Origin of the sequence: Paraburkholderia aspalathi, from assembly GCF_900116445.1 — a bacterium.
GTDB lineage: Bacteria > Pseudomonadota > Gammaproteobacteria > Burkholderiales > Burkholderiaceae > Paraburkholderia > Paraburkholderia aspalathi.
Genome location: NZ_FPBH01000007.1, coordinates 1 through 26,678, shown reverse-complemented (window position 1 = coordinate 26,678; position 26,678 = coordinate 1). Strand labels below are relative to the sequence as shown.

Genomic DNA, 26,678 nt, shown 5'->3' with positions numbered 1-26,678 from the left:
CGGCGGCCAATCGACCCTCAAGGAGACACCGTGCTGAAGAATCTGGACCCGCTGCTGAATGCCGATGTGCTGCATGCGCTACGCTCGATGGGGCATGGCGACGAACTGGTGGTTTGCGACGCCAACTTTCCGGGCGCGTCCGTCGCGCAGGAGACGGTGTTGGGCAAACTGCTGCGCCTCGATGGCGTGAACGCGCCGCGTGCCATTCGCGCGATTCTGTCGGTGATGCCGCTGGATACCTTCATCGAGCGTCCTGCGTCGCGGATGGAAGTGGTCGGTGAGCCGAACTCGATTCCGGCGGTTCAGCGCGAAGTGCAGCTCGAGATCAATGCGGCGGAAGGGCGCGAGGTGCCGTTTGCTTCTGTTGAGCGTTTCGCTTTCTATGAGCGGGCGCGCAAAGCCTATTGCGTGATCGCTACCGGCGAAGAGCGCGGTTACGGCTGCTTCGTTTTTACGAAGGGTGTCCTGCTCGCGCCGGATGCGCCGCAGCAGTAGCACCTCATAGCACCTCACGACGGCGACGAAATCCATGAGCTTCTCGATAGACAGTCTCGATCATCTCGTTCTGAATGTCGCCGACGTGGAAGCCAGTGCGGCCTGGTATGCACGCATGCTCGGCATGCGGCGTACCGAGTTCGAGTCGCGCACCGGCACGCGCGTGGCGATGACATACGGCAATCAGAAGATCAACTTGCGTCCCGTGGATGCGGACACGGTCGCGTGGTTCACCGGGCGTGAGCCGGTGCCGGGGAGCGCCGATCTGTGTTTTGTCACCACCGCGAGCCCCGCTGAGGTTAAAGCTCACTGGCTCGCTCAGGGTGTCGAGATAGAAGCCGGCCCGGTTGAACGCGATGGCGCACGCGGCAAGATGACCTCGGTGTATTGCCGCGATCCGGATGGCAATCTGATCGAGGTCGCGACATATCCCCGCGCTTAGGCACGACGTCGATACTGTCCGTGGCGTGCACGATCGGGCACGCGCTGTGCGCTCGGACACTGTTTTCCTTCCCTTGAGACGGCGCAGATTGTGCCGTTCATGCCGGCCCATGCTTGGAAAAGGCGGGCAGCGCACCTATTCTCAGATGCAAAGTAGGGAACTGCGGCCGTCTGGCCGGGTCTGCTGCTTATTCATTTACAGGAGCCCCTTATGACGCGTCCCGTCGATTCCGGCGTGATCCTCATCGCGCGTATTGCCCTTGCCGTGCTGTTCTTATGGGGCGGTGTGATGAAACTGCTGGGCTATGCGGGCTTTGTCGGCTATCTGAATGCGAAGGGTGTGCCGCTCGTCCAGGTCGCCGCACCGATTGCAACAGCGGTCGAGGCACTCGGCGGCCTGCTGCTGATCGTCGGTTTCAAGATCCGCCCGCTCGCGCTCATCATGGCCGTCTACACCGTGGCAACCGCAGTGCTGGGCCACGATTTCTGGAATGTTACCGATCCCGCTTTGCAACGCGACATGGTGATCCACTTCTGGAAAAACATCGGTATCGCGGGTGGTTTCCTGCTGCTCTTCGTGACCGGAGCGGGCCGGATCAGTATCGACGGCGCACGCTCGCCACGCGGCGGGCTGAATCTCTGATCACGCAATTGAGGTAGTCTGTGCAGGTCGCTTTTGATTGTGGTTGTAATCAAGGGAGCAAATAATGATTCAAAGCTTTGAGCAAACCATTGGCGGCAAGGTCACGCAGTTGTGTGCAAGTCTCGGCGAAGGGCCTACGCCGCATCGCGTCATCATCAGCCTTGCCGATTCGGCGAAAACGCTGGTGGTTCTGGATGCATCAGGTCTTATCAGCACGATCAAGGCCGAAATCGAGCAGCCGGAAAAACTGATCGCCGACGCGATCACCAAGGCGCAAAACGAAGGATTGATCGAACGCGCGATCGACACCGGCACGATTCAGGAAGCTCCGCTGTAAATACGTGCGGAGGCAGCGCGAGTTGTATCGCGCCTGCTGGCGCCGTATAAGCGTTGAAAGAAGACTCCTGCGATGCCTAAGCATCGTGGGGTCTTGTTTTGCACTCAGGTTGAATCGGTGCGATGTTCAGTGCGATTTGCCAACTTGCCCACGACAAGTCTCGTGCGGCCTCAAGGCCGACGCCTGCGGCTCCGGATGAACAAGGCAGCCCATTACGCCACCAACCACCAGCAAACCGACCGAGATGGCCGTCGCGGCCTGCATCCCCGCGACGATCTGCGTGGCAGCCGCGCCGCTTGCCAACGCGCCGAAGGCAGCCACACCCACCGCACCGCCTGCTTGCCGGGCGGTATTCAGCACGGCGGACGCAGTGCCGGCGCGCTGCGCTTCGACGGAAGCCAGCACGGCGGTCGTCATCGCCGGAACCGCGAGACCCATTCCGGACGGAATTAGCAGGAACGGCAACAGCAAGCCGATGAGCGGCGTGGACACATCGACGAAATGCAGCAGGCCGTAGCCGAGCCCTGCGGTGATTGCGCCGGCGATCATCGGCACACGTACCCCAAAGCGCCCGACCACCCAGCCGCTCGCCACGTTCGAAAGTAGAAAGCCGCCCGTCAACGGCAGGAACGCGAGGCCCGCCTGCAGCGGGGTATAGCCGCGTACGCGCTGCAAATACAGGCTCAGCACGAATACCATGCCGTAGTACGTCAGATTCACGCAGATGCCGAACAGCACCGCCGCATTGAAGGTGCGCTTGCTGAATAGCGAGAGCGGCAACATCGGTGCCGCGACACGCGATTCCACGACGATAAAGGCGCCGGCAGCGAGCAGAGCGAGTATGAAACCGCCGGCGACCAGCGGATGGCTCAACCCCAGCGGCCGCCATTCGATCACGGCGGCGACGAAGGCGGTGAGCGCGACGATCGCAAGGGTCTGGCCGCTCAGATCGATGCCACGGGGGATTGCTGTGGTCGTAGCCGAAGCCACTCCTTGCGCGATTTTCCGCGCGGACCCAGACCGCGGCACCCAAAGCAAAGTCGCCAGCAAACCGGCTACGCAAATCGGCAGATTGACGAGAAAGATGCTGCGCCAGCCGAACGCCGCAATCAGCACACCACCGACCACCGGTCCGGCCGCGATCGAAATCGCGCCCGCGGCGGTCCACAGTCCGACGGCGCGTGCCCGGAGCTTCGGATCGTGGCCGTATGACTGATTGAGTAGCGCGAGCGAGTTCGGCAGCATGGCGGCGGCGCCGATGCCTTGCACGGCGCGCGCGGCAACCAGCATGGTGGCATCGAGCGCCAGTCCGCAAGCGAGCGACGCGAGCGCAAACAGCACGATGCCGGCCGCGTACATGCGCCGTGTGCCGAGCCGGTCCCCGAGCGCGCCTGCCGAAAGCATCAGCACGGCGAACGCGAGCGTGTACGCGTCGACAACCCACTGCAGGCCAGCAACGTCTGCATGCAGGTCTGCGCCGATCTTTGGCAGCGCGATGTTGACGATGGTCACGTCAAGCTGCGTGACGACGAAGCCGATGCTGACGGTCGCAAGGACGCGGCCGAGGGCCGGCGAGACGGGGGTATTGGGATAGTTCATGATGGTGACGTACAAACGAAACCTGTTTTGATTTGTCCCGGTAACCTACTGATTTTTAATAAATTTCTTTAAACTTGGGCTTAAGGCTCAAACAAATAAATTTGACCTGTGCACCGCACGCTTCGTTTCGCAAGAGACAAACGAAACCTGTTCTGGGTGCGGACCAATGTCGATATCGCAATTGGTCTACCGAATCATTCGACAGCAGACGGTCGACTGGGGTGAGTGCGCGAAAGGGGGCGTCCTCTGTCTCACTCTTACAATGTAGATATGCGGCTGTGTTCATGTCGAGTGATGTCATTCGGCTGCCGAGCAAAAGCGGGAATTGGCATGGGGCCGACTGGTGCAGCGCTTTTTGGTGATGTGTGTTGTGATACGTGTGCTTGCAGCCTTGGCCGACTCGCCGCGACGCAATGCGGAAGGTGCTCTAGGTGAGGAATCGGCAAACGGCTGTTCGGATGTCAATATTATTGACATCCGGGGCAGATCCTACTACAGTTGCCGGGTCGTCAGAGTACGCACGCTATTGGATGAATCATGGTTGACGAAAAGCGCCTATACGCGGCATTGGGCGAGCGGCTGAAGCAGTTGCGCGCGGGGGCTCACGGTCCAAAGGGCAAGTTGACCCAGAGTGCGCTCGCGAACGAAGTCGGACTTGAGCGCACTTCGATAACGAACATTGAGCAGGGAAACCAAAAGGTGCCATTGCACGTGCTCTACCGAATTTGTGAGGTGCTTGAGGTGTCCATATCCGACGTGCTGCCGTTGCTTGAGGACGTTCAGCCGGGAGGGGGCGTACAGGGGGTGGAGCGAGACGTGGGTTCGCAGGGGCGAAGCGTCGTTACCTCCCAGGTGGTTGCGTCGAGCATGGAAAGCCACTGAATTCGGCGGGATAGTCGTGAAGTCCGAGAGGTAAACGGCCCCCTTGGGTCGAGCCAAGCGAGAGGAAGTGTGTCAGTGGTCGCTCAGGTGATGATGGTTCGGCTGCAGAAACTCACGATACTGCGGGCAACTTGCTTTTGAGAATATTTAAGGTCAGGTGCTATACGAAGGCAACTGCTATCAAGGAGCCGTAATGGCAACGCCGATTTCTGTCGCAAACTGGTTTATTCACCGTTTGACCAACCCTGATTCGGGTGACAATGTTACGCATTTGAAGGTTCAGAAGCTTCTGTACTTCGCGCAGGCGTGGCACTTGATGTTGCTTGAGCGTCCACTGTTTGAGGAAGGCATGCAGGCATGGGCGCATGGACCGGTTGTGCCCTCAGTCTTCCATGTGTTCAAGGGATTGGGTTGGGAGGCGTTGCCAGTTGACGGTGCAGCAGAAGGCATAGACGAAGAATCGGAAGAGATTCTTGAGCAGGTGGTAGACATCTATGGAGACTACTCGGCGAAGCGACTCGAGCAAATGACGCATGCGGAGGACCCCTGGAAGCTGACACGAGGGGATCTCCCACCAGAGGCACGATGCGAGGAGCCAATTAAGCTTGAGCTCATTCGCGACTACTATCTGAGAACGTACGCTGAAGCACTCAATGGTCAAAAAGCTGCCCAAGGAAGCCATTAAGGCCCAGATTGAAAGTCAAGTCAGGATTACGCCAGCTGAAGCGAAAGTCCATTCACTGATCCCGAGCAACGTTGGAGGCTCATACGACGACCATACGCCGTTCGTCGTACTCAAATACTTTCGAGATTCGTTTGAGTGCTTCTCGGACTGGGAGAAGGATGAGCTTAAGCAGTTCAGCAGCTTCATTGAAGAACTAAGGAAGAGAACCTGGAAACAGGTCCTTGTGACTAGTTCGAAGGAAGGTGGCAAGCGTGGGTTGGCTTATACGCCCTACGACATAAATCATGTTGACAAGGCGATCCGCGACCACTTTGAAGATGTGCGAAAACTGATCTCCGAAGACATCAGATTCTTTGAGCTTCGTGTAGACCAAGGTAAATTGCGTGTTCACGGATTCAGGTCGAAGGCGGCGTTCTTCCTTGTCCTGCTCGATCGGGAACACAAGGTCTGGCCGATGAAGTAGGCGAACATGGACTCGATGACGCCGAATCCATTGGAATTCCACTCATATTCGACCCGAAAGATTTCTGCTCCGTTAGACTGTGGCAGCGGCGAACTCCGTCGCATCCTTAGTCCTGCTGTCTACTGCTTGCAAGGAACTCAGCGATTTGGTCCCAGCGTCCATTGGTCTTCATGCGTCCATATAGCTGTTTGCTGACATATGCTTTGGCTCGCGAGTTATCTAGTCCTGCCCAACTCATTCCCGTTCCCATCTTGACGATGACACCGTCGACGGCGTCTCGAACATTGCAACTCCACCGTCGACTGGATGACCGTTGAGGAAAGACGAATTTCTCGACGACCATCCATTCGCCATCAGTCAGGTTCCACCGATCACCGATTGGACGCAGCCGAGGGTCCCCGGTTTGACGCGACTTGACGTGTCGCATCCGTCCGTTGACGAAATGGTAGATTTCCCTGTCGGTTTTTGCCCAATCCAAGGGTGGCTCGAGAGGGGCCAGCGTGAGCACATAGATACGCCTTGCATAGAAAACGCCATCGATGATTCTACCGTGGGCGGATAACTGGACGTCTGCACTAGGGAGGTCGATGTCGATTCGACCGGAGCACGCATGGCGATAGATGCTGTTCCAGGCACGATAAGCGGAAGGATACGCATAAAACCACGTAAGCCTCTCGGTCAGGACGTCACTGCGCTGCCTTGGACCGAGTTCTCTTCCAACTGGCAATGCAATGGTGAAGTTGTCTGAGTTGCACACAGGGGAACACAGTAGTTCCAGGCCGCCTGGGCGATAAACATGATTGGCGACGGTGGCGGGTGCGCCAAGCAACGTGCGTTGAAGCTCCCAGGCTGGAAAGACAATGTTCCCACCTTCATACGGGATTGAAAACATTCCGTGACGGTCCGTTATGCTGGATGTGATCTCAAATGCCGTTGCGTATTCGCACGCTGAAGTACGTTCCCATCGAGCGAATGATGTGTCTAGCGTGATCGCTTTGTACCTTCCCGAGCCAAGATTGGATGTCTGCATCTGCTCAGGGGTTAGCAGACTTTGGCTACCTGATTGTGTAATTCCGACGGCCATGAGTTGACCATCAACTCGCTCAAAACGATCCAGCCACATAAAACGTCTCCTGTGATATCAGAAGACGTGTAGGTACGAAGTTTAGCGCGACTCGGACGCGGCAAGGTCACCCTAAAATCCAAGGCAACCGCTAGGCGAAGACCGACCGGTGCAGTGTAGAGTCCAGATGGGCGGTCGGGAATATCCAAATTTTCGTTTCGAAACGCCTGGGAAGCCCGGTACGCTTGATTCGCGGACGATCGTTCTTTCGCCATCCGCGAAGGCGCGGGCGGGGGACACGTAGCATCCCTTGATGCGCGGGCATTCTGGCGAAAAGCACGACTACTCGGAGGTCAACCGGGTAGGCGTCGGGCTATCGCAGCGTCCAAGCCTGATTTCGTGCATATTGGTGCTCGCCAGTCGAGGTGAGCAATTCGACGGAGAGCCTGACGGTAACCTGCCCGGTTGCTCGGCACAATAGCCGCAGGTGAGTTGTTTTGCGCCTTTTACTTTTCGCCTACAGTCGTCTCATCAACGGCTGACGCGCGAGCTGCTACCCATTACGGCGCTGGCAGGCGGTCGACCTTCTCGGGGATGAGGTACGTGCAACGGTTCGTCTGTCTCCGCGAAGATCTATCGCTTGTCGACGCTCAAGAGTCGTCGGTCGAAACGGTAGCCCCCACAGCGCTCGTTCATTGCTTTTTGAGGAACGCACTCCGAACTCAGTAATGTTAATCTTGTGCTGCAATGGAGGACCGTTGTGCAGATGCCTTTTGGGGCAGAGAAAGTAGTGGTGGGCTAGGTGAAGGCGCTGCACTGCACCGTGGCGACCTAGGGGTAGAGATTTGCAAGTTCCAACGTTCACTCACCTAGTACGGGGTAAGCAATCATCATGTCAAATCACATCAATCCTGGACCGAAGCCGAAACGCGATGATGGCAAAGATGACAGAAGACATCACGTGAATCCGCCAACCAAACCGAAGCATCCATCGCTCCCAACCCACGATCCCAAGAAAAAGTAACGACTAATCGAAGGTCTTGGCCGCGACGGATGCGTCTTTGACGTCCCCGTCGCTAGAATGCTTTTTGGGTCGCCCATCGCCCATCGCCACGGGCGCGGAAAATTTCCTCAAGGAAATTCGACGATGTTGGTTTCCTCAGGTGCAGCATACCGTTGTGACTGTCGCCGATTTCAAAACCAGTTCGAAGCTATGTCCTGCAGATAGACTTGCTTACAGCGCTAGTTCAAGAGTCTAACGCTTGCGTTGCGTCAGCACACGGATACACAGGGCGGCGCTTGTGGGATGTGAATGCTCGTCGCGTCCGTATCCGTCCCGGCGCAACACATGGCGCAGAAGGCCAAGTCAAGCGGCCCATAGAACTGCCAAACCGTGCGCCAGCGCTCGGCGGAAGTTGTCCACAGTTCCTGTCGCAATGCTGTGGGCAACTGCGGCGCCGCAGGCCTAACGGACTGATGCAGCAACGAAATTTGGTGTCGTACTGTCCGCGAGCGCCGCGCCGCCATTCGCGCTCTTTGCGGAACGATTTGTCGCGTTGGTGTACATGACCCGGGCATATGAAATTGCAGGCTGCATCTCGCGGAGAAACAACCGGGAGTCTTTGAAGCGTTCAATCGACACTGCGCGATCAAACTGTTTCTGCAACTCCACGTAGACGATTTCGGATTCGTCGTCGGGACACCGCGCCCGATATGCCGCAGAACGTCACTGATTCGAGCCTGAAACGTCTCGTTCAATGACAGCCGCGTCGCCTCAGAGACCATCGCGTTATGCCGATGGTAATTGGAAGGTTGCGTCGCCTGCTGTGGCGACAAGCGGACAAGCACATTCCGGCAACGCGTCGGACGCAGTGCCCATTGCCTCCGGGGATACCCGGCACCGGATGCTAGTGCAACCCCACTCGCGTTCGATGCTGAGCACAGCGCGCCGACAACCAACTCGTTACCTTATTCGGTGCGCCCTTCATTGTTAGATCGGGAACATCACCGATAGGTCGTGGCTACAGCGCCAACGGCAGGGTGGTACGCACCTGTGCCTCGGATGACCATGCCGGTCACTTACAACCAATAGCCCTGCGAGTGCGTCGTAACAAAGCGCGTGTCGCTGCTTTGGTTAGTCCTTGGCCGAGTTGGTTATCTATGTGTAGGTATCGGCGAGTTATCTAGTTTCCGGATATAGTGCGCGATGGCTCGCGGCCAACAGTACCGACTATCGGCGCGGGTCAATTACTAGAATTAAAGAGACCACACTATGAACATTGATTTCCATTATGGGGTGATTTACTTGGTCGCCCGCACGGCTGGTCTGGACGTTGCACAAGCAACTACCGTCGCGCATTCTTGCCAATACGTGGATGACGCAACCACGACTGGTCTTCTGTTTTTCCGTGGCGGCGAAACCTATGAGCGCTTTGCAAGCGCTCATACAATGTTCGACTACCACAATGTCGAATCACAACTAAACCGGCTCGTGTGGACGCCGTTCCACTTTTTGCCAGCGGGGAGCGGCGCTACTCTTGAGGAAAAGGCGCTATGCAAGCCCGACAGCGAGATCGCGAGAGAAGTGGTTCGCCGAGCCATTCGCGCTTCGGATGCACCAAACGCACTGCATCGTCTCGGTGTCACACTGCACACCTACGTCGACACATGGGCACACCAGGGTTTTTCTGGCGTTGAAAGTGACTACAACCGGGTCCATAGCCTTGAGGCAGAGGACTGCTCGCCGGAAAGCTGGATGGAGCATCTCAAACATGTCACTGAGCGCCTGACCGACGATTTACAGTCGGACGCGCTTTCGCGATTCTTCCCGCTCGGACACGGTGCTGCGCTGCACTACCCGGACCAGCCATGGGCTAAGTGGAAGTACACCAACGGCAAGCAGCAGGAGATAACCCGAGATAATCTTCCGGATTTCATTGCGGCTGCGGACATGGCGTGCCGGGCCATCCGAGGATATCTTGCCAAGGATGTGTCTTTCGAAAAGCTTGCCGGTCTGCCCGAAGCGGTGAGAGCTGCATTGGAAGAACAGTTGTCGCAGAATCGGGATGACGACCCCGTCGCCCGGCTTCGGACGTTGTCTATATCTGTAAGCCAGCAACGTATTCCTGATCTGGCGGAAGTCATTCCCACGTATATCGACAAAGGTATCGGCTCCTGGAAGTACCTGGCTACCGGGATAGAAGCAAAAGGCGACGGTGATGAACGCGCCGATTACACCCCGGCCTTCGAGGAAAGCGACTATCGACACTTTCACGACGCCGTAAAGGAACACCGGTTCGTCGTAACTCAGGAAATCCTGCCAGGCCAGGGTCTGCGTATCGCTTGACACCGTGAGGCGCGTAAGGATGGCGAGATCATCGCCATCCTTACGCAGTCCTTCTCAGCGAACGCGCAGAACCGGCTGAGCCACGGGAAGTTATCCGACGTTGCAGGACGTGAGCCCAATTTGGGGAAAGAGCGACAGGTTTAGTCTGCTGCGCGATTGGATAATCCGCCTCGAATAGAGAGAAGGCGCGATGAACAGTAAGCAAATAGAAATAGAAAATATGTCACAGAACCAAGAGTCGACACCTAATTCTCGCAAGGGAAACGTAATCTGGTCAGCGGTGGTGCTGGGCACAGCAGCGGTATCTGCGGCGCTCTGGCTAGTTTTTGTTCTGCCGGGACGCGTAGCGTTGGTTACCGGTTGTTCGGCTGTTTTCGCCACAGCATTCGCGGTGGCGCCGTACGTCCGTTTCATCGACCATGGCTGGTGGACTCGCTACGACGAGTTTCGGAATCAGCTATGGGAAGATGCGCTCTCTGAATATCTTTGGCAATTCTGGCATCGACGAGGTGAGGACGCCAAGGCGTTGCAATACTTTAGCGGGGGCAAGCCTATCGTTGAAACAGATGAGGCAAAGCAAAAAAGATGGGCGAACGCAGGTCAGGTATTTGAGGAGATCTACAAAGAACAGTACGGTCTCCAGGCATTCGTGATTCCTCTGGGATTCTTGCTGGTAACGATACTGTTCGGGGCCCACTACGTGGTACTGGTTAACCTGAGAGATTTGCTACCAGCAGATAACGACGTCTTCAACCTCATCAGGAAAATGCCCGGGCATGAAGTCGCCCTTAGCGTGAGTGCAATCTGCGGCGCCTATTTGTTTGTAGTAGGCGATTGCGTCGACAGCGTGAGAAAACGCATTCTGAACGTAGCTGACGTGTACTGGTATTCGTTGCGTACACTTCTCGCTGTTCCCATCGCTGCGGCACTTACTTTTGCATTACCGGATAACGTTGCTGTCAATGTGGCATTTGCTCTTGGAGTACTGCCGGTTGCCTTCATTAACAAACAGCTGCGGCGTATGGTGGGGCGTCTGCTGAAGAGCGGGGACGACGAGGAGCCAGACCAGCTCATCAAGCTGGAAGGCGTAACCGGCCCGATAGTTTCGCTACTGAACGCAGAAGGCGTTACGTCAATCGAACAGCTTCTTGGGATGGATCCGGTTTTACTGGCAATCCAAACTGGTTTGCCGTTCCGGTTTGTCTTGCGCCTCGGAGCGCAGGCGGTAGTTCGACGCCATTTTGGAGACTCCGCGTTTGCTTTGACCGGCCTGGGTCTATCTGACGCTACATCCATCTATTGTCTGATTCACAAACCTGCCGACCCCGACGCAGCTTCGGGCGATGGCTCCAAAGTTTTTGACAAGATCGTTGATGAGGCGTGTGTGTTGTTGCAAGGCATTTCAAAAGCTACCTGGCCGCAACCAGACGGGGTCCGCCTGCGGTTGCTAGAGGTCGCAAATTTTGCATATACGCACTTTCTAATGGCTGCCGGATTCGACCGTGTTGCACGTCCGCCGGCTAGCACAGAGTCGACGACCCATCCGCCCAGTGCCGGAGAACTTGAAGGAGTAGGCCGAGACAGGCCTTAACGAGCTGTTCAATAGCGACCAATCTATCGACTGGACATCGTCGTTTGTGGTGTAGTAGCAAGAACATCAAAGCGCTGACGCAGTCCCCGTCAGCAGGGACAACCATTTGTCCTGCGAATCAGATCTGCCCGTGCAGATTTGTGCACAGTTAGATTTGCGGTCTTCGAAAGCAGTCGCTGAACTCGTACTCGACAGCGACGCTAGCACGCTACATCGGCTACTCGAAAATCGCGCATTCAGCCTGGTGAACGGACACTTAGCAGTTTGTGTTGTAACGATGTGCTTCGCCATTCCCGGAATGTTGCGCTTTGCATTGCGGTAACATGGGTAGTCGAGTTGTCGAAACAGCGCATCGCACGAGGAGACGCAACTACCGACGGCGACGATCGAAAGTAACTTCGCTTGCGAGAAAAGAAGGCATTGATTCATGCCTCATTGTGCTTTGCGGCGTAGGGTCGGCGGACGGTGTAAGTGAGGTTGTCTGCAGCATTCCTGACAGGCGCGCCAGCTGGTTTATTCAATCAAGTCCACGAGCTAGACGCAGTGTGTGTTAGACGTGGCCACGGTGACGAGACGAGAGCTTTGAATGCCGCGCTCGATATCTGGCGTTCAACGCGTCGACGTCAGCAAACTCCGCACCGCTTAAGAACAGAGGGCGACAATGACGAGAGCAGCGGTCTTGATTGGTGTGAATAAGACGGGAAACTTGCCTGAACTGAACACGGCAGTTAAGAGCGCACGCGATATGGAGCGATGGGCTCTCGCTCAAGGCTTTGCCCCGTCAACTGTGGTGGTGATAACCGATGAGGGGCAACCTGTAACCATTCTGAGGATATTCCAAGCCGTTAAGGATCTCGTGGCCAGGGATACCATCGACCAGTTATTGGTCTATTTTTCGGGGCACGGCGTCAATCGCAACTACTGCGAGTATTGGCTACTCAGCGATGCTCCGGAGGATGGAAATGCGGCAGTGAACGTGCAAGCGAGCGTCGACCGTGCGTGGAACTGCGGGATACCACACATCGTTTTGTTGTCCGACGCTTGCCGCACTGCGGCCGAAACAATTCAGGCCCAAGGCGTCGTTGGAGGCGTCATTTTTCCGAGCTTCTCTGGGGCGGCGAGCAGCTCCAAGGTCGATATTTTCTTTGCCTGTCGACTGGGTGAGCCGGCAGCAGAAGTAAAAAATTTCGACGATAGCGCATCACAGTATCAGGCCGTCTATACCAAGGTTCTCCTCGAGGCACTGGAGGGAAAGTTTCCTGATATCGTGGATGAACAGGGGCCGCTGTGGTTCGTAAGGGCGAGACGGCTTGGAAATTTTCTTGAAAGAGAGGTTGCCAGAAGGGCATATCGAAAAAAAGTCGTCCAGGTGCCAGAGGCGCGCGTGACATCCGATGAGAAGGCGTGGATTTCGCAATTGACAGCATTGCCCGAAGTCGAAGCCGGCTATTCTGCTCCGCTGCGGGACGGCTTTGAGACTGCTGCTGATGTGGCATTTGGCACTGGGCCTGACATCGAAGACGGCGGGCAAGGGCTTGGGCCGCCAAATCGTGACGACACATCTTATCTGGTGGAGCGGGAAGAACAGCCCACCTTTTATGAAGAGACGGCCATTTCGATTTCGGACTTGGCCTCACTGGCTGTTACTTACGGATTGCTGGAAGGAAACAGGAAGAATCTATATCAGCTCCTTGAACATCGGGCAGATGACTCGTCGCAAGTAACTTCTTTCAGGCAAACGCTCGCAACTTTGCTCACGGTGTGGGATCGAGGCGGTCGTCCAGAAATTGGCTGCGGCTTCAAGATATCCGGGGCCAACGTCAAATGTGCGCTTTCCATATCGCGGATAAAGGTTCGGGGCGACATAGTTGAAATCAAGGAGACTCCGGTGGCGCCGGTTGCGGTTTTACTTGAATTCGACGACGGAACGGGCGCCATCCTGCCCGCCGTTCCCGGATACCTATGCTCCGTTGTTGTCAGCGATGGTCAAATCATTGCTGTTACCTATGAAGCCACGAGACGCCACATGGCGGCGACGTCCCGTTCCCCCACCGGCGATCAGCGGCGTTTGCGAGCTGCGATCGCTGCATCGGTTCGACACGGTGTTTTCGACATCGACAGGCTCGATGTGGGTAGATTGCTGACGGTTTGTCGGCGCAGAGGGAAAATTGATGTTGCGATCGTGTTGTCTACCGTGTATGCGCTTAATGCGCTCGGCAGACATGTAGATATTGAATCAATAAAGCGAGCGGTGCTTCTTCAGTTCGGGGCCGTGTTCTTCGATTTTAGTTTTTTGACAGCTCGCGCGACGGGCGAAGGCGCGGCTATCGATGCAGGAACACCCATGTTCCCCCTGATGTCGCACGGATGGAGCTTGCTTGCTGCGCATGGAGAAGTGGCCTCGCCACTTGACACCCTGCAGTACCACCTTGCGGCATCAGTCTGGACCCTCTTCGACGCTCTTGGCGTCGCCCAGTTGAGGGCACTCTTTTTTAAGGAAATGTCATGAGCAAACGTCTCGTATTCGTACATGGGCGGTCCCAAGAGGGCAAAGACCAAGCGACACTGAAGGAGCAGTGGATCGATGCGTGGCAAAGCGGGCTGGAGAAAAGCGGCTTGAGGATGCCTATTGCTCCTTCCGATATTGTCTTTCCATACTATGGCGACGTGCTTTATGACCTGACGAATCCGAAGGAAGACGTAGACGTCATCCTTAAGGGGGCAAACGGTAATCAGAACCAGATGGATTTTGAGCGCGATATGCTCGAAGAACTATGCGCCGCAGCAGTGACGGATGAGGAAGTTGCACGTGAGATGAATGCTCCCACGATCGAAAAGGGATTTCGCGACTGGGGTTGGCTGAGAGCGGCGTTGCGTTTGCTTGACGTCACTCCCGGTGTGAGCGGGCTGACGCTTTCGCAAGTTACGCGCGACGTCTACTCGTATCTATGCAACCCAGGAGTGCGCGATTCGATTGATGACATCGTCAAGCGCGAAATTCGGAATGGTGAGGAATTCGTTCTCGTGGGCCACTCCCTCGGCACTGTCGTCACCTATAATCTCTTGCGATCGGATGCGGAGGGGCTGGGATGGCAGGTGCCGCTTCACGTGACGTTAGGTTCGCCGCTTGCCGTTCAGAGGATTCGGCAGGCGCTGAGGCCGCTGAAGCGGCCTTCGTTGATCAAGTCATGGTTCAATGCGAGGGACAAGGCCGACATTGTTGCGCTCCGTGAACTTGATAGCATTAACTTCCCCGCCCCCGAAGGGAGCATCGAAATTGAGAATTCTTCGGCGGTAGATAATTGGACGGACAATCACCACGGGATCGTCGGGTATCTGGACGATTCAGGTGTGGCCAAGCGCATTTACGACGCGCTCTAGTCGCAAGGGGGAAGTGACGTTGCTTGATTGACGTGTGGGGAATTCGCTAGAAGGCGCAGACGACGGCGCCTTCGGCCTGCCGAGCGGGCAGAGGCACCGTACAAGTGATCGACGTCAGAAGTACTCGGTTTCGCCCGCAACGTCAATACGACCAACCACACCCTTCAACTCGTCGATGGAGTCAGTGATTTCGGCAGAAAAGGGCCCATCTTCCTCCGGGCTGACACCGAAAACGCGTTCGAAATCCTCGCGCTCACCCTCTACGCTGACACCGTACATGCCTTCGTAAACTACATTGAAGCCCTGTTTGTCCAGCACATGCGCGAGCTCCGCAGCCCTTTCAGGCTGCGGTAAAGGCTCGTCAACGAGCGAATCTAGTAAGGTAACGGTAGCATGAATCACGTCAGATCCTCCTTTTGGAGGGTTTGGTTCTATTATAGAACGTGCTTTTATACCCAAGTTCCCCTTATTGACTAGACTCGTGCTAGTGCTGCGGCAGCATCCGTCAGGCCTGATCCTGACGCGGCCGACGGTTTAGGCCCTGCAAGCTGTCCTTGAGCACTTTTGCCAAACAGAACTTGCTGTCCGCTGGCACACAATATGCTTTTTACTGCGTTTTGATCGAGTTTCTTGCCCACATCTTGCGCTTTCTCAATAAGCAACGCAACAACTCCGGCGACTTGAGCGGTTGCGCTGCTCGTTCCGCTGATTCCCACCCACCCGTCTGTAGTCCCAGTCTCATCGAAAAGCGGCCACGATACGCCCCCGAACTTTTTATCGAATGTGCTCCCAGGGCTCGTCGGCGCCACAATGTGTATGCCCTCGGGTTTCATCCCGCACAAACCACAAATGTCGGGAACGGCTCGCCCGCTCGGAGTTGTGTACCCATTCGCCATGTCGCTGGCGTGACGTTGGTTGTGTTTATCAACATAAACGCCACCTACGGAAATGACCTCCGGCATGCTGCCTGGCCACGCTGGCGATCCATTTCCAGCAGCGAACAAGACAATGATGCCCGAGGATATTGCGCGCAAAATGAGAATTTGTAGTGGAATGTATGTTGGTACACCCCACGAGCAAGAAACGATGTGGGGATTACCTTTCATCGCGTCTTCGAACGCGTTATCCGGCGCTCTTGTCTGTCGGTATCCTTTCAGCGTCGCGTCCGGTGCCGTAGCAAACAGATTCATAGCCATTGCGGTGCCGTGTCCGACCGGATCATCGCCGGGTTTTGGCGACCTGGTCGTCGGCGTTGGGCAGTAATTGGGGCGCCCCTGAAAAAAGGGATGCATCCAGAACCCAGAGTCAATCACCGCGACGCTTACACCTTCACCTTTATAGGCCATCTCCGGAACGTTGAGGGCCGCGCGAATCGCGGCGCTATCTGCCGAGTGATAACTAACAGGAGGCGGGGAGCTTGCGACGGGAACTGCAGCCGCCCAGACTAAGGGCGACGGAAAGTAGATGGAATCAATACCTTCCACTCTCGACACCTCCTCTTCTGGTCTGCATGGGGCAAAAAACAGATCTTCTGGCCGGCGCCGCGGTCCACGGCCAGAGGGCTTACGAAGGCCACCGGCCAATTCGACGTTGTCGCTAACCTGCAACCAGAGGCGTATTCCCAGTTCACGTTCGATCAACTGCACTGAGCCGCTGAAAGTCAACGTGAACATGCCTCTGTACGCGAGTGCGAAGCCACGCTTGGCCATCCGATGAATTAGCCGTTCCTGGACCCGTAAGTCAGGAAAGTAATCGTCAGTTGAAACGGTATCCACATCCTGAATCTGAGCGAGGCGCTTTCCTGTGACGGTCGGAGTTGATACAGAGAACTGGACGTCGGCGCTGAGCTTCAGTGTCGCCTGGGCTAGCATTCGCGAACTTTGCACAACTTCCTCAACGCCTGGCGCGTAGCGAACGAACGCTGGAACCTTCGGCGAACTGGTCTTTTGAGGCAGCTCAGCAAAGGGTGTCCGTTCATGGGCAAGGTTGCCAAGTGGGTACTCTCTTCCTTTGCGGGACCTGAGTTTCGAATTCTCACGCCTGATAACACTGTAAGCCGGCCGGACCGGCCGATCCGGATTGAGCTTCACAATCTCCTTAAAAACTGATCCGCCCGAGCTGCTCATGCGGAGAATTTTGCTAGCAGGACGTTTTGCCACCCGACGCTTAGTGCCGCCCGGATGAGTGGGAACGGCCTGAGGACGCCGGATCCTCAGTATCCCGGAACTTTTCTTTTCTGTTTTCATAGGCCTCCAATGTCGATAAGCCACCTCACAGCGGCCAAAGGCATCCTGAGACACCCCTTGCAAATAGTTTTCTCATTGTAACGACCGGCGGTCCAGACCGCTTGCACAAACAAAACTCCGACGTGGCCTTATCGACATTGCTTTCAACGTCCTTCGGAGAGTCAACCGTTTAAATAGTGATTGCATGTACCGACGAGCACGTCACTGGTGAATGGCATATGAGGTGTCCATACCAGACGTTCCCCTACAACCGCGCCCACCTGCTTGTCTTCCTCGGCAAGCTCGATGTCTTCTAGAGTGACAAAGTCTCGGTTCGCCAAGGCGACCAGCTTTCCGTACAATTTTGATGCGCCTAAGGCGGTGTTTATCGCGTCCGCTTGATTGGGACTAGCCTCGATGTAGTGCTGCGCCGTGTGCTTGCTCGCGTGCCCTAAAAAGCTCTGTATGCTGTCGCGGCTATGTCCGGCGTCGGCCAGTGATTGCGCGGCAGAGTGTCGAAGCGCGAGCGCGGTCAGATTCGTTTGTACGCCATGAGCCTTGCAGAGCGAATTGATATTTCGATTCAATCTTATCGTCGAAGAAGTCGAGAAGAATCTGTCCCGACGAGCTTGCGTTGCGACTGTCAGTTGCTGCACTACCCCACAACTATGGCAAATCCAGGTGGAACGGAAATTCTTATGAGCACGAATCGCAACAAGTAGTCTTTTACGCTTTCTTGTAGCAATCGAATTTAAATGGACCAAGCGCAACACGTAGGGGATTACGTGTTAGAGACGTGTAGGCACCAGGTTTAGCGTGACTCGAACACGGAAAGGTCATCCTAAAATCCAAGACAATCGCTAGGCGAAGACCGACACGGCGATGTGTGGAGTCCATGCGGGCGGTCGAGAATATGCAGATTTTCGTATCGAAACGCCTGGCAAGCACGGCACGCTTGATTCGCAGACGATCGTTCATCCGCCATCCGCGAAGATGCTGGCGGGGGACGCGTAGCATCCCTTGATACGCGGGCATTCTGGCGAACAGCACGACTACCCGGAGGTCAACGGGGTAGGCGTCGGGCTATCGCGGCGCCCAAGTCCGATTTCGTGCAATTTGGTGCTCGCCAGTCGAGGTGAGCAATTCGATGGGGGCGCCTGACGGTAACCTGCCCGGTTGCTCGGCACAAGAGCCGCAGGTGAGTTGCGCTGCGCCTTTTGCTTTCCGTCTACGGTCGTATTATCAAAGGCTGACGCGCGAGCCGCTACCCATGACCGTGCTGGCGGGCGGTCGAGCGTAAGCGCTCAATCTGACACACTGGACCGATAAGGTTGCGTCGCGCTGGATCTGCGCTTACCGCGCTGCGATGATTTTCGCGAGTCGCGTTAATACGCTTGGGGATCAATCGATGTCACACGCTCAAGGCGTCGATGGCGAGAAGTTGAATGGCAGAAGATCGGTGATGTCTGCATTGGGCGGCCGTTTCGGCAGCTCGGTAAACACATGCAAGAGATACGCATAGGGCTCGACGTTGCACGCGCGGCACGTGAGCACCAGGCTATAGATCATCGCGCTGGCCTTCGCACCGGCAACGGTGTCACTGAACAGCCACGAGGCTCTGCCGATGGCCCATGGCCGTATCCGGTTTTCTAGGTTGTCTTCTATAGGCACGTGCCCGTCGTCGAGATAATGCGTGAGTGCCTCCCAACGCTTGAGACTGTAGTCCAGCGCTTTCGCAATCGCTGAACCTTCGGAAACCAGCTTGCGCTGCGCCACCGTCCATTCGTAAAAGTGTGTCGCACACCGGATTGGCCCGGCTCCGGCGGACCCTGTGGCGCTCTCGGCGTCCAGCACTGCCGCGTCGTGCTCGATGTCGTAAAGCGCAGCGAAGTACGGCATGGACTGCCCAGCGACCTGGCTGTTTGGGCATATGCCGTACTCGTCCACACCATGAACGGCGAATACATTCTTGGCAAGATCGATTCCGATAGTGACAAATGGCATGGACTTCCCCTCTCGCTGGTGTCGATGAAAGTTCGCAACTTCTTCTTGGCAGATTGATGCCGACTCGCGGCTTCCGCCGAAGCCTCGGGACGGGGGGAAGTCCCTTTCATTCTTTAAACAAAGTCCGTTCGTCGTGAGAATAGGGCATCAGCGCAAGCCAATCTCGATATATAGAATTCGCGCGCAGTGGCCATCCAGCTAGAACCTAACAAATATGCCGGCACCTAGGGCGATTTGATTTCTTGACGATGAAGGCGCGCCCTGAAAGCCGTCGCCTACGACAGCTGTTGCGTCGATGATGCTACTCCCACCTTCTGTCCCGAGCGTCTTCCCGTGCGCACGCTCAAACGCCTGTACTGCGAAAAGCGTAGTGCGCTTTGATAACGAGTAGTATTGGGCTAGATTAAACTCGTGATACTGTGCCGGGTTGGTGATTCCGTTCGCCTTGGTAGCCCGCGTGTAGCTGTAGCTTGCGGCGAGGTCCCACGCTGGTGTCGCCTTCCAATGCAGAACGGTCCCTCCTGTGTTGAAGGTTGCTGTATTGGAAAACTTCGAATTGACGCCTGGGATGTATTGAACGTTCGAATATGATGCAGAAAGATCCAACACATTAGTCAACGCATAGTCACCGGTTACCGCGATGCGCTGCTGTGCCTGCGCGGTTTGATAGCCGTTCGTTACAGCAGATACGCCTGGTTGCCCATTGGAATTCGTGGTTGAATCTGTGCCCCAAATGCCGCCGCCGGGTGTCGAGTTGCCGATTCGTTGAATTCCGGCTGCAATCCCAAAGTTGGCGGTCGCATACTGAACTGCTCCACTCCACGTAAAGCCCCGGTTGATACTACCCGGCACGCCGCCAAGCGAATATGATCCACTGAAACTAAAGCCGGAGAGACTTGGAGATCTGTACACGATCGAATTGTTTGCTCGATAGACTGTGTCTAGAGAATCCAGGTCGCCAGGATGAGCACCGAAGAATCCAGTCATCCAGACCATCGGACTATAGGGCTGCAAAAGCGTAAAGTAAGATGTATATTGGCGACCCATTGTCACCATACCGAACGATGAATTATTTATGCCCACCCAAGCTTGTCGACCAAACATAGCGTTGGTGAATTGTTGGCTGCCAGTATTTGTATTAAAACCTGACTCAAGTTGAAAAACGGATTTTGTTCCGCTCCCGAGGTCTTCTTCGCCTTTAATGCCGAAGCGACTGACACCGGATACGAGTTTTACGTTTGAATGACCGCCGCTTGTCGAGCCAATCGGCGCTTGATTATTTTGATAAACAATCACATCGTCGACCAATCCATACACCGTCACGCTGCTTTGCGCGTAGGCTGTCACGGCTGATAGAATGATTGCCGTGACGACAATTGCTTTGCATTTTTGGTAGTGTTTCATTTTGATCTCCTGTGCCTTAGCAAGCCACCCTTTTTGTATTTTGGGGCGGCTTGAAATCTGAAGTGCAAGACCTGTCTCGTATAAGATGCTGCAATGCGCGAAAGAACTTGGTACCAACAACTTCAATCGGAAGAACGTCTGGCCATTGCACGTCTGCATCCGCATAGGTTGAGTATCCGTGCCAAGACCTTGATACTCCGGCGCTCGTCGGCTCACGGTGAGCCGTGAACTGACGTGAAGCAGCGCTCCTACCGGCTACGTATCCGTCCCTGCTGAATACAATTGCCACCCTATCCAGAGCAAAGAAATCTGTTCGGCGGGAGCCGGAATGTGACTGCGTGCAGAAATTGCTAGATCAAGCGAATCGCATCACTGATGCACCCTTTCTACTTGATTCTTGGGATAATTGATTTGTGAGCAAAGCACGAAGGCAGCGACAGGACTGGGGCAGGTTCTGCGCATTGGATGCGCCCGGCACGAGACTTTGCTTCTGCCTCCGCTTGCAGCTCCAGCTTATGACTCATACGACGTCATTGCTGTGGTTGTTGGATGGCCGGCTGAATTGTCTTCAGTCCGATCGCGCACATGTCTGCCTCTTACGCCCAACAGGCCGATCGCAAGTGCGCTGATCACCATTGGTACGGCCAAAGCCAAAAAGATCTCGGAGAGAGCCCATCCGCGGTTCATCATCGTTGCGCCGATCGAACCACTACAAATTGCCCCGACCCTCCCTATGCCGTGCATACAACTAACGCCGGTGGCTCTGGCCGCCGTTGGAAATGACGTCGCGGAAAGTGCCTGTAGACCAGTCATCGAGCCGTGGAAGAAGCAGCCGAGCGCAAACATAATGATGCACAGGAATCCGAAATTGTTCAGAGCGACACTAGTCGAGGCCGAAAACGTAGCAGCTACCAGTAACGCGAGTACCAGGACCCAATGCGGGCGCATCCGGTCCATTATCGCGCCAATGCAAATGGACCCGACCGGACCCCCAAGCGTGATTGTGGCGGTGATAATTGCACCTTGTCGTAAGCTGAATCCAGCCTCTTTTGCGATGACAGGAAGCCAATTCACCATTATGTACGTTGCCATCACGCCCATGAAATACGCGAGACAAAGCAATGCGGTAACAAACGCATACTGTTTCGTCAAAAGAATAGTCAGTGGTTTGGCCGATTGCTTCACCAAAGTCGGGGCCCAAAATTCGGAATTGGGCGCGATAATGGCTGCACGATCGATCTTTTTAAGAATACTGGGAATTGATTCGATGTTTTGTTTTCTGAGAGTCAAAAATACGACCGACTCTGGAAGGGCAAAAGCAAGGACGATTGCCAACGCGATGGGCAATATCCCTGCCGTTGCAAGGGTTGCCTGCCAGCCATACGTCGGCATAAGCCATGCTGCTACAAGGCCCGACGCGGCAGCACCAGCCGTAAAGCCACTGTACACAATTGTCACGATGATTGAGCGTTTGCGGTGTGGCGCGTACTCAACCATCAGCGCAACTGCATTCGGCAGCGCCGCGCCCAAACCAAGTCCCGCCATTCCCCGGAGAATTAGCAAACTTGAAACATCGGTTGAACGCGCGGCAAAAAGCGTCAACGACCCAAACACGAAGACGCTGCAGACTAAAACGAGCTTGCGCCCGTATCGGTCGCCGAAAGGACCAGCGATAAGCGCTCCGGCAGTTACGCCCAAAAACACCACACTCAGCACAGATCCCATTTCCTGTTTTGAAATTCCCCAGTTACGCATAATCTCCGGCGCTGCAAAGCCCATGATTCCAACATCCATGCCGTCGAATGCAATCACTAGGAAGATGAACGTTATGATGATGAACTGGTATCGGCTCAGCGGTCGTTCATCGATGAACGACCGCACGTTGATCCTTTGAATTTGCGACATGTTTGTCTCCTCTTATAGGACTTCGTTTCTGGCTTCTTGGCTAAAGAATGTGTTAGATGATTGAACGGCCACCATCGATAAGTAACGTTTGGCCGGAGATATAAGACCCAGCCGGTGAGGCAAGAAGAATCGCAGCTCCGACGATGTCTTCTGGCTCCGCAAGCCGATTTGCGGGGGATTTGGCGGCGATCGCTTTCTCGGAATCAGGGTTGGTCCAAAATGCCTGTGAGAAACCTGTCCGTACCATTGAGGGCGCCAACGCATTCGCGCGAATGTTCCATTGACCCCATTCAGCAGCGATGCTCCGTACGACACTGTTCATGGCGGCCTTGGCAGCTCCGTAAGCGCCGAGAGCCGCGCTCGCTCGTAGAGAAGCGATGCTCGACATGACAAGGACGCTGCCGTATCGTTGCTCTTTCATTTCAGGGAGAAACTGTCGAATCAGGATCAAGTTGTTTCTAATGGTTGTGAGCAACCAGGCATCAAGCTCGTCGACATGAATATCGGCGATTGCTCCGACAGGCGCCGGCCCGGCCGCCTGGCAAACGACGATGTCCACTCGGCCGAAAGCCCGCCTGGATGTATCGCAAAAGGAATTAATGTCTTCCACGTTTGTGACGTCACAACGCACGCCCTTTGCTTCGAAGCCTTCGTCGCGCAGCAACTGAGCCGCTCTGTCCGTGTCAGTTTGAATGTTGCTTGACACGACGACCTTCGCGCCACACTGAGCGAATCCGCGGGCTATCGCCAGTCCCATTCCAGACGTTGAACCTGTCAGCACCGCAACTCTGCCGGAAAGATCAAATCCCGTATATATCATTAGGTTCCCTAAATTTCTAAACTGAAGGTAAGCGAAGAAGCCCCGGCGCGCGAACATGGAAGGAGCGGGGCGACTGAACCGGATCCAGTAATCGGTACGCTTGGCGGATGCCGTCGCGTCAATGGACAGGGTCCTCGCGGTTGGATGTCGGAGGTTGTTTTCTCGTGGGCTCGAAGTTGAAAGGTTCCGGCACCAGCCGGATCATAGATTCTATTATGAAAGTAACTTCTACTATAGAAGGCATGTCGCACTCATGTCAAGCATTAGGCGCAACAGTTGCGCAATTCTTCAACTGCCGATCGCATTGGTGAACGGGGCAGCGTCTGTTTCAATGAGCGCGATGCAACAGTGCGGTAAGACTGTGTGGGATCAAGGCCGGCAGTGTTTTCCCTCAGTCGAGGTTTCCCTCGGCCTGACGTCGTTGCCAGCATCTAACTTCGCTGTTCCGACTCGGAGCGTGGAGGAACGAATTGCTCCTAGTCCGAGACAACAAGTAGGGCGAGTTTATTAGGATTGGAAAACAACCGGGCGCTGAGCGTTGCGGTAGTCATCATTCGCCTGGCTATTACGCGTGTGTCGAATGGACGCAAGTTCCGATATATCGGCACCGGCTGCGAGTACGATGGCGCCAGGCTTATCCAACAGTTCGTCGCTATTGCGCCATCATGCCGCCGTCCACGGGAAGGATGTGACCTGTCACAAAAGCAGAAGCAGCGCTTGCTAGGAACAACACTGGTCCTGTCATATCGCAGGGCTCTCCGAGCCGTGCGAGCGGTACCAACGCTTCGAATTTTGCGACCAGCTCGGGTTGGCTTGTCAGCCCGTTGGTCATCGCAGTCCGAACGATGCTGGGCGCAACGGCGTTCACGCGGATGTGATACGGGGCCCATTCCACTGCCCACGACCGTGTCATGTTGACAACCGCACCCTTGGTGGCTTGATAAGCGATGTTCGGATACCAGCCACCGGAAAGGCCCAGTATTGACGCCGTGTTAACAATTGTTCCGCCACCACTTGCTTTCAGGTGCCGAGCGGCAGCTCTTGCACACAGGAACATACCTGTCATATTTACAGCGATGACGGCATTCCAATCGTCCACCGAAAGGTCGAGCGATGTGCTACGCCGATTGATGCCTGCGTTGTTGAATAAGACGTTAATACGGCCATGTTGCCTCGCGATTTCACTCATCACCCTTTCCACGTCATCTTCATTTGTCACATCCACGACGACGTGCTGTCCTCTAGCACCGAGTTCACGAGCCACGGACTCCGCAGCGGACGAATTCGTGTCAAGAACGAGGACATGAGCTCCGGCTTCGGCAAAGGTATGCGCGACCGCACGTCCGATACCACCCCCACCACCAGTCACCACGGCTACCTGATCATCAAGGCGAAAATTTGGAAACGGATATTGCATTTGGACTCCTAATTTAATAAAAGGATCTAAAAAAACCGAACGCGCCGTCGCAGCGGTGAATCAAAAATAGCCGGGGACACGTTACACCTACGAAAAATTCGGGCAAAGCCCTTGCGTTCCGCGCGTGAGCAGTCGGCAGTTCGTGTGCTATGTAACGACGCTTCTTGCATTTTTCCTGCGACGCGAAGGCGCCATCAACGTTAAACACGCGCAATTGAACAAATAGGCCCTCGCGCCTGCGGCACGTCGAGGTCGCAGTTTCCTCGTGTTACTTGCATGATGATAGTTTCCGGTAGTGTAGCCACATCGGCGAGCGTGTCAATGGGTGTCACCACTACGACGCACGACTTCGGCCGAATTCGTCAATGAGCTAGAAGTGGCAGGTCCTCACATTGGCGCTAGTTCGTTAGAACAGATCGCAAGCATTGCGGATGCTTGCATCATGATAGTGGCCGAACTATACTAGTCCAATGAAGCGGAAAAGCTATCAATCAATGCAGTGTCCGATCGCGCGCACTCTCGAATGTGTCGGTGAGTGGTGGAGCATATTGATCTTGCGGGACGCAATGACGGGGCTCACGCGTTTTGATCAATTCCAGGATAGTCTGGGTATTTCACCAAACATTTTGAGCAGGCGGTTGAAAGGGCTGGTTGAAAACGGATTTTTAGAGCGGAGGATGTACAGCGAGTCCCCTCCCCGGATGGAGTATTGTTTGACTCCAAGAGGACATGCTTTCGGACCGATCTTGATGTGCCTAAATTCTTTCGGCAATCGATATTTTGCCGATGACGGGCTGGCGTCGGTCTTGGTGGCCCGAGAAACGGGCATCCCGGCAGACCTCCAGGTAGTCGATCGTAGGACGGGCAGGGAAGTGTCGTGGCCTGAATTTGTGTTTGTTCCAGGCCCTGCCGCAAATGAAGCAATGCGGAGCAAGCTCGCGTTTTCTGAGGCTGTGGTTAGCGAAGGGCTGGCGAAGACTTCATGACAGTGCGGTAACGTGAGGCGTTAGACGCGCAACAGCGGAGAGCCCGCGAATTTGCTCAGTTGACGCACGGATATTGGACGAATTCAAGAAATCGTATTGCGCATGTAAGTATTGGGAGTTGAGGCCCCGCATTCGAAAGTGTGCATGTGCGAGCCATTTAAGGCCCTACCACGTTGTTGGTTTGTTTGGTCAATCACGTCAGAGCGCCCAATGAAGAAATCAAACTCGCTCTTCTATGGGACCTTGAAAGTCATGCCTTGTTGACGGAAAAATTCTGTTATGGGAAGGAAATCTATTAGGACCGGTTGTCTACCGGTCGGGCTGCGGGGGCGCCTGCTACGACCAGAAAGGCCGCCTGGTAGACAACCCTGAAAGCGCAGTTGTCGGGCCGATGGCATGCACCTTTGCAACTTGGCATGTCGATGTCATGTCATTAGGCCAGAGTATCTGGCGGACTCGCCCAGTGCCGGGCCGATCCGCTATCCGTGCCGGCCAACCAGGCCAGTTACTTCATGTCGCATGCGCAAAGTGCCGGATCACTCCGTTACGGACGCGCCCCATCTATTTCAAACAGCTATCCGTACGGGTATTCCGAGCGATTTACGGGCGCGTTGGCCGTTGAAAACGATTTGCCAATCCCGTGCCGTTCAGGTGTTCGCCGCGTCGACATCACCTAGCCTGAGTATTCCACCGTCGGGAATTTCACCGTGTTCGGGATAGCGGCACAAAGCAACCGTTGGACGCCGCGCGAGCGCCACCATGCCGATGCGTCGCAGTTGCTTGCCGGTGGCCGGCAGACCGCTGGTTGAACCAGTGGCTGCCAGGCTGGAAGCGCAACCAGCTCCATGCGAGCTCGACCATCAACCACCGGCATCGCCGGTTGTCTGCCTTGCTTCGTAAGCGCGCGATTTCGCACACCTAGCTTCCGTTATTGATAAGGCTCACGATTGCGTCCGCAACCCAACTTTGCGGACGCAATCCATGACAGAAG

At 55.5% G+C, this 26,678-nt stretch carries 22 protein-coding genes and 1 pseudogene; 12 read left to right on the top strand and 11 right to left on the bottom strand.

Annotated elements, in window-relative coordinates; genetic code table 11:
• The first annotated feature begins 30 nt into the window (after window positions 1–30).
• The 4 genes from BM438_RS13235 (at window position 31) to BM438_RS13220 (ending at window position 1,916) form a co-directional block, all read left to right on the top strand.
• Window positions 31–495, top strand: a complete 465-nt coding sequence (locus BM438_RS13235) for an RbsD/FucU family protein (protein WP_093634706.1) — start codon at window positions 31–33, stop codon at window positions 493–495.
• Between the two features lie 34 nt (window positions 496–529).
• Window positions 530–937 carry a VOC family protein gene (locus BM438_RS13230; RefSeq protein ID WP_093634705.1) on the top strand — a complete coding sequence of 136 codons (408 nt, stop codon included), beginning with the start codon at window positions 530–532 and terminating at the stop codon, window positions 935–937.
• Between the two features lie 210 nt (window positions 938–1,147).
• Window positions 1,148–1,579, top strand: coding sequence for a DoxX family protein (locus BM438_RS13225; RefSeq protein WP_054039062.1), 432 nt, complete (start codon window positions 1,148–1,150; stop codon window positions 1,577–1,579).
• 64 nt (window positions 1,580–1,643) lie between these two features.
• Window positions 1,644–1,916: a hypothetical protein gene (locus BM438_RS13220; protein ID WP_093634704.1), complete on the top strand. Its 273-nt coding sequence runs from the start codon at window positions 1,644–1,646 to the stop codon at window positions 1,914–1,916.
• Between the two features lie 126 nt (window positions 1,917–2,042).
• Here BM438_RS13220 and BM438_RS13215 read toward each other — a convergent pair whose 3' ends face one another.
• Window positions 2,043–3,515, bottom strand: coding sequence for an MFS transporter (locus BM438_RS13215; protein ID WP_093634703.1), 1,473 nt, complete (start codon window positions 3,513–3,515; stop codon window positions 2,043–2,045).
• Between the two features lie 537 nt (window positions 3,516–4,052).
• Here BM438_RS13215 and BM438_RS13210 point away from each other — a divergent pair.
• The 3 genes from BM438_RS13210 (at window position 4,053) to BM438_RS13200 (ending at window position 5,545) form a co-directional block, all read left to right on the top strand.
• Complete coding sequence (locus tag BM438_RS13210) at window positions 4,053–4,397, top strand: helix-turn-helix transcriptional regulator (RefSeq protein ID WP_093634702.1); 345 nt, start codon at window positions 4,053–4,055, stop codon at window positions 4,395–4,397.
• 193 nt (window positions 4,398–4,590) lie between these two features.
• A complete protein-coding gene (locus BM438_RS13205) occupies window positions 4,591–5,082 on the top strand; it encodes a Panacea domain-containing protein (protein WP_093634701.1) in 492 nt (163 codons plus the stop codon).
• Window positions 5,051–5,545 (top strand): hypothetical protein, encoded by a 495-nt coding sequence (locus BM438_RS13200; protein WP_093634700.1) that lies wholly within the window; start codon window positions 5,051–5,053, stop codon window positions 5,543–5,545. Before BM438_RS13205 ends, BM438_RS13200 begins: the two co-directional genes overlap by 32 nt.
• A 106-nt stretch (window positions 5,546–5,651) precedes the next feature.
• On the opposite strand, the gene BM438_RS13195 is transcribed toward BM438_RS13200, so the two are convergent.
• Window positions 5,652–6,668: a transposase gene (locus BM438_RS13195; protein WP_093634699.1), complete on the bottom strand. Its 1,017-nt coding sequence runs from the start codon at window positions 6,666–6,668 to the stop codon at window positions 5,652–5,654.
• Window positions 6,669–8,880: 2,212 nt separating this feature from the next.
• Between BM438_RS13195 and BM438_RS13185 the strand changes: the two genes are divergently transcribed.
• The 4 genes from BM438_RS13185 (at window position 8,881) to BM438_RS13170 (ending at window position 14,926) form a co-directional block, all read left to right on the top strand.
• Complete coding sequence (locus BM438_RS13185) at window positions 8,881–9,954, top strand: DUF6765 family protein (protein WP_093634697.1); 1,074 nt, start codon at window positions 8,881–8,883, stop codon at window positions 9,952–9,954.
• A 190-nt stretch (window positions 9,955–10,144) separates the two neighbouring features.
• Window positions 10,145–11,545 carry a hypothetical protein gene (locus tag BM438_RS13180; protein ID WP_093634696.1) on the top strand — a complete coding sequence of 467 codons (1,401 nt, stop codon included), beginning with the start codon at window positions 10,145–10,147 and terminating at the stop codon, window positions 11,543–11,545.
• A gap of 661 nt (window positions 11,546–12,206) precedes the next feature.
• Complete coding sequence (locus tag BM438_RS13175) at window positions 12,207–14,054, top strand: caspase family protein (protein WP_093634695.1); 1,848 nt, start codon at window positions 12,207–12,209, stop codon at window positions 14,052–14,054.
• Entirely contained in the window at window positions 14,051–14,926 is an 876-nt protein-coding gene (locus BM438_RS13170; protein ID WP_093634694.1) for a hypothetical protein, read from the top strand. Before BM438_RS13175 ends, BM438_RS13170 begins: the two co-directional genes overlap by 4 nt.
• Window positions 14,927–15,040: 114 nt before the next feature.
• Here the strand turns inward: BM438_RS13170 and BM438_RS13165 are convergent, their stop codons facing one another.
• From BM438_RS13165 to BM438_RS13130, 8 genes are all read right to left on the bottom strand, one after another.
• The gene (locus BM438_RS13165) at window positions 15,041–15,328 is read right to left on the bottom strand and encodes a hypothetical protein (RefSeq protein ID WP_093634693.1); all 288 of its coding nucleotides are present in this window, start codon (window positions 15,326–15,328) and stop codon (window positions 15,041–15,043) included.
• 71 nt (window positions 15,329–15,399) lie between these two features.
• Window positions 15,400–17,172, bottom strand: a complete 1,773-nt coding sequence (locus tag BM438_RS13160) for a S8 family serine peptidase (RefSeq protein WP_093634692.1) — start codon at window positions 17,170–17,172, stop codon at window positions 15,400–15,402.
• A gap of 161 nt (window positions 17,173–17,333) precedes the next feature.
• A complete protein-coding gene (locus BM438_RS13155) occupies window positions 17,334–17,738 on the bottom strand; it encodes a tyrosine-type recombinase/integrase (RefSeq protein ID WP_167378385.1) in 405 nt (134 codons plus the stop codon).
• An 832-nt stretch (window positions 17,739–18,570) separates the two neighbouring features.
• Window positions 18,571–19,155, bottom strand: a complete 585-nt coding sequence (locus BM438_RS13150; protein ID WP_093634690.1) for an IS66 family transposase — start codon at window positions 19,153–19,155, stop codon at window positions 18,571–18,573.
• A 198-nt stretch (window positions 19,156–19,353) separates the two neighbouring features.
• On the bottom strand, window positions 19,354–20,559 hold the full coding sequence (locus BM438_RS13145) for a porin (RefSeq protein WP_093634905.1): 1,206 nt from the start codon (window positions 20,557–20,559) through the stop codon (window positions 19,354–19,356).
• 513 nt (window positions 20,560–21,072) lie between these two features.
• Window positions 21,073–22,464 carry an MFS transporter gene (locus BM438_RS13140; protein ID WP_093634689.1) on the bottom strand — a complete coding sequence of 464 codons (1,392 nt, stop codon included), beginning with the start codon at window positions 22,462–22,464 and terminating at the stop codon, window positions 21,073–21,075.
• A 52-nt stretch (window positions 22,465–22,516) separates the two neighbouring features.
• Window positions 22,517–23,284: an SDR family NAD(P)-dependent oxidoreductase gene (locus BM438_RS13135; protein WP_093634904.1), complete on the bottom strand. Its 768-nt coding sequence runs from the start codon at window positions 23,282–23,284 to the stop codon at window positions 22,517–22,519.
• A gap of 652 nt (window positions 23,285–23,936) precedes the next feature.
• Entirely contained in the window at window positions 23,937–24,701 is a 765-nt protein-coding gene (locus BM438_RS13130; protein ID WP_093634688.1) for an SDR family NAD(P)-dependent oxidoreductase, read from the bottom strand.
• 470 nt (window positions 24,702–25,171) lie between these two features.
• On the opposite strand from BM438_RS13130, the gene BM438_RS13125 reads away from it, so the two are divergent.
• Window positions 25,172–25,687: a winged helix-turn-helix transcriptional regulator gene (locus BM438_RS13125; protein WP_093634687.1), complete on the top strand. Its 516-nt coding sequence runs from the start codon at window positions 25,172–25,174 to the stop codon at window positions 25,685–25,687.
• A 647-nt stretch (window positions 25,688–26,334) separates the two neighbouring features.
• Here the strand turns inward: BM438_RS13125 and BM438_RS46985 are convergent.
• Window positions 26,335–26,581 (bottom strand): annotated as a pseudogene (locus BM438_RS46985) (IS110 family RNA-guided transposase); the annotation flags it as partial.
• Window positions 26,582–26,678: the final 97 nt, after the last annotated feature.

Excerpts from the sequence above, each read along its gene's own strand:
- BM438_RS13230 (WP_093634705.1), top strand. The coding sequence starts at position 530 with ATGAGCTTCTCGATAGACAGTCTCGATCATCTCGTTCTGAATGTCGCC.
- BM438_RS13225 (WP_054039062.1), top strand. The coding sequence starts at position 1,148 with ATGACGCGTCCCGTCGATTCCGGCGTGATCCTCATCGCGCGTATTGCC.
- BM438_RS13220 (WP_093634704.1), top strand. The coding sequence starts at position 1,644 with ATGATTCAAAGCTTTGAGCAAACCATTGGCGGCAAGGTCACGCAGTTG.
- BM438_RS13215 (WP_093634703.1), bottom strand. The coding sequence starts at position 3,515 with ATGAACTATCCCAATACCCCCGTCTCGCCGGCCCTCGGCCGCGTCCTT.
- BM438_RS13210 (WP_093634702.1), top strand. The coding sequence starts at position 4,053 with ATGGTTGACGAAAAGCGCCTATACGCGGCATTGGGCGAGCGGCTGAAG.
- BM438_RS13205 (WP_093634701.1), top strand. The coding sequence starts at position 4,591 with ATGGCAACGCCGATTTCTGTCGCAAACTGGTTTATTCACCGTTTGACC.
- BM438_RS13200 (WP_093634700.1), top strand. The coding sequence starts at position 5,051 with ATGGTCAAAAAGCTGCCCAAGGAAGCCATTAAGGCCCAGATTGAAAGT.
- BM438_RS13195 (WP_093634699.1), bottom strand. The coding sequence starts at position 6,668 with ATGTGGCTGGATCGTTTTGAGCGAGTTGATGGTCAACTCATGGCCGTC.
- BM438_RS13185 (WP_093634697.1), top strand. The coding sequence starts at position 8,881 with ATGAACATTGATTTCCATTATGGGGTGATTTACTTGGTCGCCCGCACG.
- BM438_RS13180 (WP_093634696.1), top strand. The coding sequence starts at position 10,145 with ATGAACAGTAAGCAAATAGAAATAGAAAATATGTCACAGAACCAAGAG.
- BM438_RS13175 (WP_093634695.1), top strand. The coding sequence starts at position 12,207 with ATGACGAGAGCAGCGGTCTTGATTGGTGTGAATAAGACGGGAAACTTG.
- BM438_RS13170 (WP_093634694.1), top strand. The coding sequence starts at position 14,051 with ATGAGCAAACGTCTCGTATTCGTACATGGGCGGTCCCAAGAGGGCAAA.
- BM438_RS13160 (WP_093634692.1), bottom strand. The coding sequence starts at position 17,172 with ATGAAAACAGAAAAGAAAAGTTCCGGGATACTGAGGATCCGGCGTCCT.
- BM438_RS13150 (WP_093634690.1), bottom strand. The coding sequence starts at position 19,155 with ATGCCATTTGTCACTATCGGAATCGATCTTGCCAAGAATGTATTCGCC.
- BM438_RS13145 (WP_093634905.1), bottom strand. The coding sequence starts at position 20,559 with ATGAAACACTACCAAAAATGCAAAGCAATTGTCGTCACGGCAATCATT.
- BM438_RS13140 (WP_093634689.1), bottom strand. The coding sequence starts at position 22,464 with ATGTCGCAAATTCAAAGGATCAACGTGCGGTCGTTCATCGATGAACGA.
- BM438_RS13135 (WP_093634904.1), bottom strand. The coding sequence starts at position 23,284 with ATGATATATACGGGATTTGATCTTTCCGGCAGAGTTGCGGTGCTGACA.
- BM438_RS13130 (WP_093634688.1), bottom strand. The coding sequence starts at position 24,701 with ATGCAATATCCGTTTCCAAATTTTCGCCTTGATGATCAGGTAGCCGTG.
- BM438_RS13125 (WP_093634687.1), top strand. The coding sequence starts at position 25,172 with ATGAAGCGGAAAAGCTATCAATCAATGCAGTGTCCGATCGCGCGCACT.